Raw genomic sequence first — 12,884 nt, 5'->3', positions numbered from 1 at the left:
GTCGCCCTGGTCATTACGCTCATATTTCCAAACCGCTTCACCACGCCGCACAACCCGTACGAATCCATTGTCATGCTCGTAGGTCGTCGGCTCATCATCCCCCGGAAACAGCGCCACCAAGCGTCCAGCTTCGTCGTACTGATACGCCGTGATCGCCCCCAGCGGATCCTGCTCAACCGTCAGCCGGCCTTTGTCATCGTAGGATTTGAAATGCTCGGCCCCATCAGGATCCACCCGCTGCACCAGCCGCGCCCGCTGGTCATGCACATAGACTTCCTGACTACCATCAGCGTTAACCACCGTGACCTGCCCGTTGTCATCCCAGGCATAGCGCGTGTCCATCTGCGAGAAACTGGCCCAATGCCGGACACACCGCGCCGCCTTACCAGACCTTTCCCACTCCCAGAAAAAACTCGCCCCACCGGCCAAACCGCGCTCAAGAATGACGTGCTGCTCGTCGTACCGATAAACCTCGCTTTCGCCTACGGCATTGGTCGCTGAAACCAACCGACCCGCCGCGTCATAGGCGTAGGAAACAACGTTCTGCTCCGTCATCCAAACAAACGGACCGTCGTCCACGACCCGCTCAATCTGGTAATCCACCGCCACAATGCGGCCCGACGCATAGCGCAAAAACAACGAGCGCCCCACGCCGTTATCCAGTCGCTCAATCTGCCCCAGGTAATTACGGAAAATGCGCAGCCGGTTGTCATACGCATCGCTGATTGCCGTCAGCACACCGTCGCGGAAGTGGTAGAAACGTGACGACTGAGCCAGTACCAATTCATCGGGTAAAGCGCCCAGATAAATCGCGGCTTCGGCCAGGCTATTGGTAATCGCCGGTCGAGAAACAGAAGGCAAGGGCAGGGTAGTCGACCGATTTTCATGATCGGTCCACACCACCGAATCCCCGGACACACTCAGCCGATGCGCCAGCTAGTGACTCCAGCCAAACCCCAACCCACAATCCACTTCCACCGCGCTGGTGCGGTACAACCGCGTCCACTCAAACGGCAAGATCCCGTCCAGCGTGCCATCGGTGAGCGTCAGCAGTTCCTCACCCGTGACCATCGACACTGGGCAGCCGTTAGTGGCTGTCTTGTCCGAAGAATCAGCCGCATCCCCCGCCGGATTTCGAGCAGAAACAGGCACATCATCCACAGGCTCCTGCCGCACCAACACCGTCCGCTGCCCAACCTTGTCCCGCACCAACGGCACAGGATTCGAAACCACCTGATCTCCAGCCTTCAACGGCACATCCGGAACCGTCCGAATCGGTGTCGCCGGGCTACCCAGCAATATCGGTTTAGCCACCTCCGCGTGATCATCCACACGAAATTTCCCGAACTGCCCAGCCATGTGCTCCAACCACCTGCGCGCCCGCTGAGACTTGATGCCGCCCAGCACCTTCGTACTCAAGCGCACCACCATCCCCATCCCGGCGGTGGCGAGACACAGCAGCAAATTGATCAGGACGTCGGCACTGATTTCCCCCAGCAGCTCGTTCATGTAAGGCGGCGGCAGCATCCGCATCCAGCTGACCATCGCCGACATATAAATGAACAGCAACGGTTCATCGCTCAGCACTAACAAGCCCTTCGCGAGGCTTTCAGTGCCGAGCTTCAACAGCTTGTCGAATTCCTCCTGGGAGAGGTAATGCAGGAGTTTTTCCGCATGATCCAATGGGGCTGAAAACCACTGGAACAGCTGCTTGAGGCTGTCCCAGAGCGCATACAGCGCCTCGCCAAACCCGCGGGCGTAGGCTTGGTGCAACGAGAGATAGCGCTTGAGAAAGTTGGCTTCGGAGTAACCCTTCCACAACGGTTCAAAGGTGCTGGTCCATTCCGCACGCAGCCAACCTTCCAGCGGTGCGATAACCGCCTGATAAGAGGCGTACAGCGCCTTGAAATGCGCTTTGGACACGTTGGGGTAAAAACTGACCCGGTACTGCTGGTTGCGATCACATTCGGTGATTTCGAGAATGCCGCTGGGGCCGATAGTTTTATGAATGGGCTCACCCAGCGGGCCGCCGTTGGGGTGGATGCGTTGCACCATCACGGGCGTATTGCCAATGGGCACGAACCGCGAGCTCTGGAACATGTGCACCAGGGTCAACGTGCCGTTGGCCTGGCAGGTGGCGGTGGTGGTGCTGGGAAACAGGGAGCGGTTGATCGGCGCGACCAGTGCTACCTCATCCCCGACCTTGAAGACCTGCTCGATATCCAGCGCCGAAAAGCTGAAAAAGCTCTCCGCCCAGGCGTCGTAGTGATTGAGGCAGCGCTTGAAATCGCGGATGACGGATTCGACGTCTCGCGTTTTCGAATCCAGAGTGGCCAGTACTAGATAACCAATGGTTTGGCTGGTCAATTCAATCATGAGGCAGCCCCGTCCACTGGGGGCCAAACAAATAACGCCATCCGCAATCCCTCGCACTGTGTATTCAGGCGAGGGACTTTGCGGACCTTTGCAGGGGAGGGGAGTAGAGCTAATCCGGCATCCATGTGGGAGGTTTCGACAAACCTCGTCGTCTCCTACACGACTAGCGGCTATTGTCAGAAATTTCCCACAGGAGTACAAATGTACTCCATGACGACTCTAACCCCCCGCCGTACCGCCATCCTGACCTTTATCCGCGACCGCATCGCGCAGCAAGGCCAGCCTCCCAGCCTCGCCGAGATCGCCGAGGCGTTCGGCTTTGCCTCGCGCAGCGTGGCGCGCAAGCACGTGCTGGCGTTGACGGAAGCCGGGTTTATCGAGGTCAACCCGAACCAGGCACGCGGCATTCGCCTGCTCAATCAACCGAAGCGTCCAGAGTGGCTGGATGTGCCGGTACTCGGCCGTGTGGCGGCTGGTTTGCCCATCGGTGCCGATGCGGAGGTGCACAACCGCTTGCAACTGGACCCGTCGACCTTCGCGAAAACCCCGGATTACCTGTTGCGGGTGCAGGGCGACTCGATGATCGAGGACGGCATTCTCGATGGTGACCTGGTGGGCGTGCGCCGCAGTGCCGAGGCCTTGAACGGGCAGATTGTGGTGGCGCGCCTGGACGGTGAAGTGACCATCAAGCGTTTCGAACGCCAGGGCGACAGTGTGCGCTTGCTGCCGCGCAACCCCGCGTACCAACCCATTGTGGTCGGGCCCGATCAGGACCTGGCGATCGAAGGGGTGTTCTGCGGTTTGGTGAGGCAAGGCTGATGGGCGCCTTGGTTGCGCTGGACACGCTGTTCAATGGCGGGCGTGTCTGGAAAGGCCGGCCTGCCGCGCCGCCGGCCAGTGTGCATCCTACCGGGTTGGCGGCGCTGGATGCGGTGTTGCCCACGGGCGGCTGGCCGGAGGCGGCCTTGAGTGAAATCCTCATGGCCAAGGAGGGGGTGGGCGAACTGCAACTGGTGCTGCCGACCCTGGCACGCTTATCAAAAATGGGGGAGCGCATTGTGTTGGTCGCGCCGCCCTACACACCGTACCCCCATGCCTGGCAGAACGCTGGGGTGGATCTGCGCTTGCTGTCGGTGATCCAGGCCGAGGAGCGCGACGCCTTGTGGGCAGTGGAACAATGCCTGCGTTCCGGCAGTTGCGGCGCGGTGTTGTGCTGGCCACGCAAGGCCGATGATCGGGCACTGCGGCGCCTGCAAGTGGCGGCGGAAACCGGACAGACCCTGGCGTTTGCCTGGCGTGCCTTGAGTGAAGCGATCAACTCATCGCCTGCCGCCTTGCGCCTGGCCGTGGAGGCCAAGCCCGCGCAGGTGCGGGTGCTCAAGTGTCGGGGCGGCCTGGCCCATCCGGCGCCGATCGAGCTGGCGGGGCATTGAGGTTGCCATGCGCTGGGTGTGTATTGTCTTCCCGCAATTGGCGCTGGACGGGGTGCAGCGTGTGCATCCCGAGCCGGACCAACCCCTGGTCTTGCTGGCCGGCACGCCGCAACGGCGTGTGCTGCAAACCGTCAACGATGCCGCCCGCGCCCTGGGCCTGCGGCCCGGTCAATCCCTGACGGCGGCGCATGCGCTGGCCAAGAGCTTTGCCAGCGCCGAATACGATCCCGCCGAGATCGAACGTTACCAGCAGTTCCTCGCAGCCTGGGCCTATCAGTTCAGCTCCCAGGTCAGCCTGTATTATCCGCGTGCCTTGTTGTTCGAGATCGAGTCGAGCCTAGGGCTGTTCGGGCCATGGCCACGCTTTGAAGCGCGCTTGCGCAAGGAATTGACCGAACTGGGTTTTCGTCACCGTATCGTCGCTGCGCCTAACCCGGTAGCGGCGCGGGTGCTGGCGAATATCAAGGATGGCCTGGCGGTGCAGGATGACGGCTTGATGCAGGCCCTGGCGCCGCTGCCCATCGACCGCGCCGGCCTCGACCCACAGGCCGCCACGGCTTTGTCGCGCATGGGCCTGCGCACATTGGCCCAGGTGCAGGCGCTGCCTCGGCACACCCTGGCACGCCGCTTTGAGGCCAGCCTGCTCAAGCACCTGGATGTACTGGCCGGGCAGCGGCCGCTGGGCCTGGCGTTCTATCAGCCGCCAGACCGGTTCGATGTGCGTATCGAACTGAATTTTGACGTGCAATCCCATCAGGCGCTGCTGTTTCCGTTAAGGCGTTTGACGGGCGATCTGTCCGCATTTCTATGCGGCCGCGACAGTGGCGTGCAGCGTTTCGACCTGCATTTGGAACACGCCCAGGCGCCCGACAGCGTGATCAAGGTCGGCCTGCTCAGCGCCGAGCGTGAACCGGCGATGCTGTTTGAATTGGCCCGCGGCCGCCTGGAGCAAGTCCAGGTCACTTCACCGGTACGCGGCTTTCGCCTGGTAGCCCAGGACCTGCCGGTGTTTGTGCCCCAGCGTCAGGACCTGTTCGACGACCGCCCGCAACAAACCCTGCCGTGGGAGCAACTGCGCGAACGCCTGCGTGCGCGCTTGGGCGATGAGGCGGTGCAGGGCCTGCGCTTCCACGCCGACCACCGCCCCGAATGCGCCTGGCAAGCGACGGCGGATAAAAACCCGTGCCCAACCTTGAACACAGTGCAGCGTCCCGGTTGGCTACTGAGCGAGCCGACCTTGCTGGGCGAGCAGGGCGTGCAGATCCTCATGGGCCCGGAACGCATCGAGTCCGGCTGGTGGGACGGCGCTGATATCCGTCGCGACTACTACCTGATCCAGACCCGCGCCGGTCAGCAAGGCTGGGCCTTTCGCACCGTGGGGCAGGGCGATGGCCTGTGGCTGCAGGGTTGGTTTGCATGAGCTACGCCGAGCTGCACTGCCTGTCCAACTTCAGCTTCCAGCGCGGCGCTTCCAGTGCGCTGGAACTGTTCGAGCGCGCCAAGCGCCAAGGCTACAGCGCCCTGGCGATCACCGACGAATGCACTTTGTCCGGCATCGTGCGCGCCTGGCAGGCGGCGAAGGCGGTGGAGTTGCCGCTGATCATTGGCAGCGAGATGCGTATCGACAACGGCCCGAAACTGGTGCTGCTGGTGGAAGACCTCAGCGGCTACCAGCACCTGTGCCGCTTGATCACCCTGGCCCGACGGCGTGCCGAAAAAGGCTGCTATCGCCTGCTGCGCGAGGACTTCGAGCAACCGTTGCCCGGCCTGCTGGCGCTGTGGGTGGCCGAAGACAGCGACACCCAGGCCGACGTCCAATGGCTGCGCCGAACCTTCGCCGAACGCCTGTGGCTAGCGGTGCACCTGCATTGCGGCCAGGACGATGCGCGTCACCTGGAGCAACGCCTGAACCTGGCCGCCAGCCTGCACATCCCGGCAGTGGCTTGCGGCGATGTGCACATGCATGCGCGCGGCCGCCGCGCCCTGCAAGACACCATGACCGCCATCCGCCATCATGTACCGGTGGCCGAAGCCGGTACGCGGCTGCACCCCAATGGCGAGCGGCACCTGCGCAGCCTGGAAGCGTTAAACGCTATGTACCCCACGTCGTTGCTCGACGAAACCCAGGTCATCGCCCGCCGCTGCACCTTCGACCTCAGCCAATTGCGCTATCACTATCCGCGCGAACTGGTGCCTGCCGGCCACAATGCCAAATCCTGGCTGCGCGCCGTGACCGAAGAAGGCATCGCCAAACGTTGGCCGCAGGGTGTCGACGCCAAGACCTTGCAGCAGATCGACAGCGAGCTGGAGTTGATCAGCGAGTTGGGTTACGAAAGCTACTTCCTCACGGTGCACGACATTGTGCAGTTCGCCCGCAGCCGGTCGATCCTGTGCCAGGGGCGCGGCTCGGCGGCCAACTCGGCGGTGTGTTTTGCCTTGGGCATCACCGAGATCGACCCGAGCCTGACCAGTATGTTGTTCGAGCGTTTTCTCTCCAGGGAGCGCAATGAGCCGCCGGATATCGACGTGGACTTCGAACACGAACGCCGCGAAGAAGTGCTGCAGTACGTGTTCCAGCGTTACGGCCGCACCCGCGCGGCGCTGACGGCGGTGGTCAGCAGTTACCACGCGTCCGGCGCGGTGCGCGATGTGGCCAAAGCCTTGGGGTTGCCGCCAGATCAGATCAACGCCCTGGCGGACTGCTGCGGGCGCTGGAGTGACGAAGCGCCTCCGCTGGATCGCCTGCGCGAAGGCGGCTTCGACCCCGACAGCCCGATCCTGCGCCGCGTGCTCACGCTGACCCAGCAGTTGATCGGCTTCCCCCGGCACCTGTCCCAGCACCCTGGCGGCTTCGTGATTTCCGAATACCCACTGGACACCCTGGTGCCGGTGGAAAATGCCGCCATGGCCGAGCGCACCATCATCCAGTGGGACAAGGACGACCTCGACGCCGTCGGCCTGCTCAAAGTGGATATCCTCGCCCTGGGCATGCTCAGTGCGATTCGCCGCTGCTTCGATCTGCTGCGCCGCCATCGCAACCGTGACATGAGCCTGGCGTCGGTGCCCAAGGAAGACCCGGCCACCTACGCGATGATCAGCAAGGCCGACACCATCGGCGTGTTCCAGATCGAATCGCGGGCGCAGATGTCGATGCTGCCCAGGCTCAAGCCGCAGACGTTCTATGACCTGGTGATCGAGGTCGCCATCGTACGGCCGGGGCCGATCCAGGGCGGCATGGTGCACCCGTATTTGCGGCGGCGGAACAAGGAGGAGGCAACCACTTACCCTTCGCCGGAACTGGAAGTGGTGTTGAAGCGTACCCTGGGCATTCCGCTGTTCCAGGAACAGGTGATGCAGATCGCCATGGTCGCCGCCGACTACAGTCCCGGTGAGGCCGACCAGTTACGCCGCTCCATGGCGGCCTGGAAACGCCACGGTGGCCTGGAGCCGCACCAGGCGCGCCTGCGCACGGGCATGCTGAAAAACGGTTACACCGAGGCCTTTGCCGCGCAGATCTTCGAGCAGATCAAGGGCTTTGGCAGCTATGGCTTCCCCGAGTCCCACGCGGCCAGTTTCGCCTTGTTGACCTACGCCAGTTGCTGGCTCAAGTGCCATGAGCCGGCAGCGTTTGCCTGTGCGCTGATCAACAGCTGGCCCATGGGTTTCTACAGCCCGGACCAGATCCTGCAGGACGCACGGCGCCATCGCTTGCAGATACGCCCGGTGGACGTGCAGGCCAGCGATTGGGATTGCAGCCTGGAGCCGATCGACGGTGCACAGCCGGCGATTCGCATGGGCTTGCGCATGATCGCAGGGTTTCGTGAGGAGGATGCGCGGCGCATCGAAGCGGCGCGTCAGCGTCGGGCGTTCAGCGATATTGCCGACCTGGACGCGCGTGCCGGGCTGGATGCACGCGCCCAGGCACTGTTGGCGGATGCCGGCGCCTTGCGTGCCTTGGCCGGCAACCGGCACACGGCGCGTTGGGAAGTGGCCGGCGTACACAAGCAACTCGGGCTGTTTGCCGGCCTGCCGAGCCCGGACGAAGCTGTGGTGGAGTTACCGACGCCCACCGTGGGCGAGGACCTGCACGCCGACTACGCCACGGTCGGCACCACCCTGGGCCCGCATCCAATGGCGTTGTTGCGGGCGGAACTGCGCAAGCGGCGCTGCCGCAGTTCCCAGGAGCTGATGGCGGTGGAGCATGGGCGCAATGTCAGCGTCGCGGGGCTGGTCACCGGTCGTCAGCGTCCGGGCACGGCGAGCGGGGTGACCTTTGTCACCCTGGAAGATGAATTCGGCAACCTCAATGTGGTGGTCTGGCGTGACCTGGCTGAGCGTCAACGCCAGGCATTGGTCGGCTCGCGGTTGCTGAAAGTGGACGGCCGCTGGGAAGCGGTGGGCGAAGTGCGGCACCTGATCGCCGGGCGTCTCACCGACCTGACGCCGTTACTGGAAGGCATCACGGTGCGCAGCCGGGATTTTCATTAGGGCCAGTGGCTTCTGCGGTGATTACCCCCTAAGTTATACAAGATGAAACCATCCGGCCCTGGTGCGCTCCAAATTTTGCGGCTGTCTTTTCTTTGCGCAGAGTTCAATGATGCAATTTTTATCCAACCCCCACGGCTGTGATGGTTGGGCCGGTGAAATGGCCCAGCGGATCCGCGCGTTCGATTGGGCAACCACCGACCTGGGCCCTATCGACCAATGGTCCACCAGCCTGACCTGCACGGTGCAGATGATGCTGGCGTCACCCGTGCCGATGGTGATGCTGTGGGGCCAATGGGGGTACATGATCTACAACGACAGCTACTCGGCCTTTGCCGGTGGCCGTCACCCGTACCTGCTGGGCACGCCGGTAGAACTTGGTTGGCCGGAAGTGGCCGAGTTCAACCGTCATGTGATGGACACTTGCCTGGCGGGTGGCACCTTGTCGTTCAACAACAAGGACCTGGTGCTGCTGCGCAACGGCAGGCCGGAAACCGTGTGGCTGGACCTGTATTACAGCCCGGTCGCTGGCGACAACCAGCAACCCGCCGGGGTATTGGCGATTGTGGTGGAGACCACCGAACTGGTGAAGTCCGAACAGGTGCGCCAGGAACTCACGCATAACCTGGAGCAACGGGTCGCCGCTGAAGTGCAGGCGCGCTCCGCTGCCGAAGACCAACTGCGCCAGTCGCAGAAACTCGAAGCCATCGGCGGCCTGACCGGCGGCGTGGCCCACGACTTCAATAACCTGCTGCAAGTGATCGCCGGCAACCTGCATTTGCTGGCCCGCCACGAACCGGACAACGCCCAGGTGCAGCGCCGTGTCGCCGCGGCCATTGCGGCGGTGGAGCGTGGGGCCAAGCTGTCGTCGCAATTGCTTGCGTTTGCCCGTCGCCAACCCTTGTCACCCGCGGTGTACAACCCGCAACGCATCTACGCGGGGCTTGGTGAACTGCTGCAACGGGCGCTGGGGGAAACCATCCACATTGATGTGCAATTGCCCCAGGACTCCTGGTTTATCAACGTCGACCGCAACCAGCTGGAAAATGCGCTGCTCAACCTGGCGATCAACGCCCGGGACGCCATGCAGGGCGAGGGCGTGATCCGTATCACTGGCGAGAACATCATCCTCAACCCCGACGACTGCGCAGGCAAAAGCATCAAGCCCGGTGAATATGTGCGCCTGGCGGTGATCGACACCGGAGTGGGCATGTCCGAGTCCACGCTGAAACGGGCGTTCGAACCCTTCTTCACCACCAAGCGCGAAGGCCATGGCACCGGCCTGGGCCTGAGCATGGTATTCGGCTTTGTGCGCCAGAGTGGCGGGCATGTGGAAATGTGGAGCGAGGAGGGCAAGGGCTCGGTGGTGCAGATGTATTTCCCCCATAGCCTGGAGCCGGAAAGCCTCGATGTGCATATCGATCAGATCCCGCAGAGTGGCGGTCAGGAAACCATCCTGGTGGTCGAGGACAACGAAGGCGTGCGCCTGACCGTCGTCGAGTTGCTCGAACAGTCCGGCTACACCGTGCTCACGGCCGATGACGGTGACCAGGCCATGCTCAAGCTGCAAGCCGGTTTGCAGCCGGAGCTGATCTTTACCGATGTGGTCATGCCCGGCCGCGTCAAAAGCACCGACCTGGCCGACTGGGCCCGTGTGCAGGATCCGCCGGTGGCGGTGCTGTTCACCTCCGGCCATACCCGCGACATTCTCTCCAGCAATCATCTGCTGAGCGCCGACATTCATCTGCTGAGCAAACCCTACAGCCCCGAAGCCCTGACGCAACGGGTGCGCAGCGTGCTCACCGCCCGACAAGGTTGTCCATGACTTCACAGCGCAACATCCCTGCGATCACTGCCCAGCCAAGCGGTTTCGTCCGCGTGCGCGGCGCCCGCGAGCACAACCTGCGTAACGTCGATGTGGATATTCCCCGGGATGCCCTGGTGGTGTTTACCGGCGTGTCGGGTTCCGGCAAATCGTCCCTGGCGTTTTCCACGGTGTATGCCGAAGCGCAGCGGCGTTATTTCGAGTCGGTGGCGCCGTACGCGCGACGGCTGATCGACCAAGTCGGCGTGCCGGACGTGGACAGCATCGAAGGCCTGCCGCCCGCTGTAGCCCTGCAACAGCAGCGCGGTACGCCGAGCGCGCGCTCGTCGGTGGGCAGTGTGACCACGTTGTCGAGCCTGATCCGCATGCTGTACTCCCGCGCCGGTAGCTATCCGCCGGGACAACCGATGCTGTACGCCGAAGACTTCTCGCCCAACCTGCCCCAGGGCGCGTGCCCGCAATGCCATGGCCTGGGCCGCGTGTACGAGGTGACCGAAGCGCTGATGGTGCCGGACCCTTCGCTGACCATCCGCCAGCGTGCGGTGGCGTCCTGGCCATTGGCGTGGCAGGGCCAGAACCAGCGCGACATCCTGGTGACGTTGGGCTACGACGTGGATATCCCCTGGCGCGACCTGCCGAAAAAGCAGCGCGACTGGATCCTGTTCACCGAAGAAACCCCCACCGCACCGGTCTACGCCGGCTTCACGCCGGAACAGACCCGCGACGCGCTCAAGCGCAAACTGGAGCCTAGCTACCAAGGCACCTTCATGGGCGCCCGGCGCTACATCCTGCACACCTTCGCCCACACCCAGAGCGCGCTGATGAAGAAGCGCGTGTCGCAGTTCATGCAGGGCAGCGCCTGCCCGCTGTGCGAGGGCAAACGCCTGACCAAGGCGGCACTGTCGGTGAAGTTTGCCGGGGTGGACATCGGTGAGTTGTCGCAGTTGTCGTTGGCGCAATTGGCCGAGTTGCTGCGGCCAGTGGCGGCGGGGCAAGACAAGATGAAACTGTCGGTGGAAAAACGCCTGGCTGCCCAGCGGATTGCCCAGGATTTGCTGGAGCGGGTCAGCACGTTGACCGAGTTGGGCCTGGGTTATTTGTCTTTGGAACGCAGCACACCAACCCTGTCATCAGGGGAGTTGCAACGGTTGCGTTTGGCGACCCAGTTGGGTTCGCAGTTGTTCGGCGTGATCTATGTATTGGATGAACCCTCGGCGGGCCTGCATCCGGCGGATGGCGAGGCGTTGTTCACCGCCCTGGAACGTTTGAAAGCCGCGGGCAATTCGTTGTTTGTGGTGGAACACGACCTGGAAACCATGCGCCGCGCCGATTGGCTGATCGATGTCGGCCCGGCCGCCGGCGAGCATGGCGGGCAGGTGCTGTACAGCGGCCCGCCGGCAGGGTTGGCTCAGGTGCAGGCGTCGCAGACCCGTGAGTATTTGTTTGCTGGCAAGCGTGTATCGGAGCAAGCGCGCCGCGAGCCGACCGGCTGGCTGAAACTGCAAGGGGTGACGCGCAATAATCTCAAGGACCTGAACGTCGATTTCCCGTTGGGCTGCTTCACGGCGGTCACCGGGATTTCCGGGTCGGGCAAGTCCAGCCTGGTCAGCCAGGCGCTGCTGGAGCTGGTGGGCGCCGGTCTTGGTCGCGTGGTGGAAAACGACGAAGAACCGAGCCTGGAAGACGACGCGCCGCAAACCAGCGGCGGGCACATCAGCGCCGGGCTGGAGCATGTCCGTCGCCTGGTGCAGGTGGACCAGAAACCCATCGGCCGCACCCCGCGCTCCAACCTGGCGACCTACACCGGCCTGTTCGACAACGTGCGCAAGCTGTTCGCGGCCACACCGGCGGCGAAGAAGCGTCACTACGATGCCGGGCAATTCTCGTTCAACGTCGCCAAGGGCCGTTGCCCGAACTGCGAAGGGGAAGGTTTTGTCAGTGTCGAGTTGCTGTTCATGCCCAGCGTGTACGCACCGTGCCCGACTTGCCATGGGGCGCGCTACAACCCCGAGACCCTGGCGGTGAAATGGCAAGGCTTGACCATCGCCCAAGTATTGGGGCTGACGGTGGAGCAGGCGGTGGACGTGTTTGCCGAGCAACCGAGCGTACTGCGTTCGTTGCAGGTGCTGCGGGATATCGGCCTGGGTTACCTGCGCCTGGGCCAACCGGCCACCGAGCTGTCGGGCGGTGAAGCGCAGCGCATCAAACTGGCGACCGAGCTGCAACGCAATGCGCGGGGCGCGACCCTGTATGTGTTGGATGAGCCGACTACCGGGCTGCATCCACGGGATGTGGACCGCTTGCTCAGCCAGTTGAATCATCTGGTGGACGCGGGGCATACGGTGGTTGTGGTGGAGCATGAGATGCGCGTGGTGGCGCAGAGTGATTGGGTGATTGATATCGGGCCGGGGGCGGGGGATTTGGGGGGGAAGGTGGTTGTCAGTGGTACGCCGCAGAAAGTTGCGAAAAGCAAGGTGAGTCGGACTGCGCCGTTTCTGGCTCGAGAGCTGGTCTAACTGGTGATTTTGAGCAAATGTGGGGGGGTGGTGTACATATCCGTTGTTTAGGTAACGGCGGCTTACGGTTCCGCCCTTACGGCGGGTCACTTTGGAAAAGAGCCGGAATGCCGGCCCAGCCCAAAGTAACCAAAGGGCTCTTGCCCCAACACTCGGCACCTCGCCTAGGCTCGGTGTGCCCTCACTCCGGCTTGAATCCGTGGGCCGCCGCGATGGGCCATCCTTGGCCCAGCGCGGCTAACCCGGCGT

The 12,884-nt window shown here is 63.2% G+C and carries 6 protein-coding genes and 1 pseudogene; 6 read left to right on the top strand and 1 reads right to left on the bottom strand.

Annotation, left to right across the window (positions count from 1 at the left end; genetic code table 11):
* Positions 1 to 2,376 (bottom strand): annotated as a pseudogene (locus ACP7EW_RS30785) (DUF6531 domain-containing protein); the annotation flags it as partial.
* 201 nt (positions 2,377 to 2,577) lie between these two features.
* On the opposite strand from ACP7EW_RS30785, the gene lexA reads away from it, so the two are divergent.
* The 6 genes from lexA (at position 2,578) to uvrA (ending at position 12,635) form a co-directional block, all read left to right on the top strand.
* A complete protein-coding gene (gene lexA, locus ACP7EW_RS30780) occupies positions 2,578 to 3,195 on the top strand; it encodes a transcriptional repressor LexA (RefSeq protein ID WP_033901881.1) in 618 nt (205 codons plus the stop codon).
* The gene (gene imuA / locus ACP7EW_RS30775; RefSeq protein WP_426221807.1) at positions 3,195 to 3,809 is read left to right on the top strand and encodes a translesion DNA synthesis-associated protein ImuA; all 615 of its coding nucleotides are present in this window, start codon (positions 3,195 to 3,197) and stop codon (positions 3,807 to 3,809) included. The genes lexA and imuA overlap by 1 nt, the downstream gene beginning before the upstream one ends.
* A 7-nt stretch (positions 3,810 to 3,816) precedes the next feature.
* Positions 3,817 to 5,229 (top strand): Y-family DNA polymerase, encoded by a 1,413-nt coding sequence (locus ACP7EW_RS30770; RefSeq protein WP_426221806.1) that lies wholly within the window; start codon positions 3,817 to 3,819, stop codon positions 5,227 to 5,229.
* Positions 5,205 to 8,297: an error-prone DNA polymerase gene (locus ACP7EW_RS30765; protein WP_426221805.1), complete on the top strand. Its 3,093-nt coding sequence runs from the start codon at positions 5,205 to 5,207 to the stop codon at positions 8,295 to 8,297. Before ACP7EW_RS30770 ends, ACP7EW_RS30765 begins: the two co-directional genes overlap by 25 nt.
* 109 nt (positions 8,298 to 8,406) lie before the next feature.
* Positions 8,407 to 10,119, top strand: coding sequence for an ATP-binding protein (locus ACP7EW_RS30760; protein ID WP_426221804.1), 1,713 nt, complete (start codon positions 8,407 to 8,409; stop codon positions 10,117 to 10,119).
* Positions 10,116 to 12,635, top strand: coding sequence for an excinuclease ABC subunit UvrA (gene uvrA / locus ACP7EW_RS30755; RefSeq protein WP_426221803.1), 2,520 nt, complete (start codon positions 10,116 to 10,118; stop codon positions 12,633 to 12,635). The genes ACP7EW_RS30760 and uvrA overlap by 4 nt, the downstream gene beginning before the upstream one ends.
* Positions 12,636 to 12,884 lie beyond the last annotated feature (249 nt).

The organism is Pseudomonas sp. DWRC2-2 (assembly GCF_049897885.1).
Classification (GTDB): domain Bacteria; phylum Pseudomonadota; class Gammaproteobacteria; order Pseudomonadales; family Pseudomonadaceae; genus Aquipseudomonas; species Aquipseudomonas azotoformans_A.
This window is presented reverse-complemented; position numbering and strand designations above follow the sequence as displayed.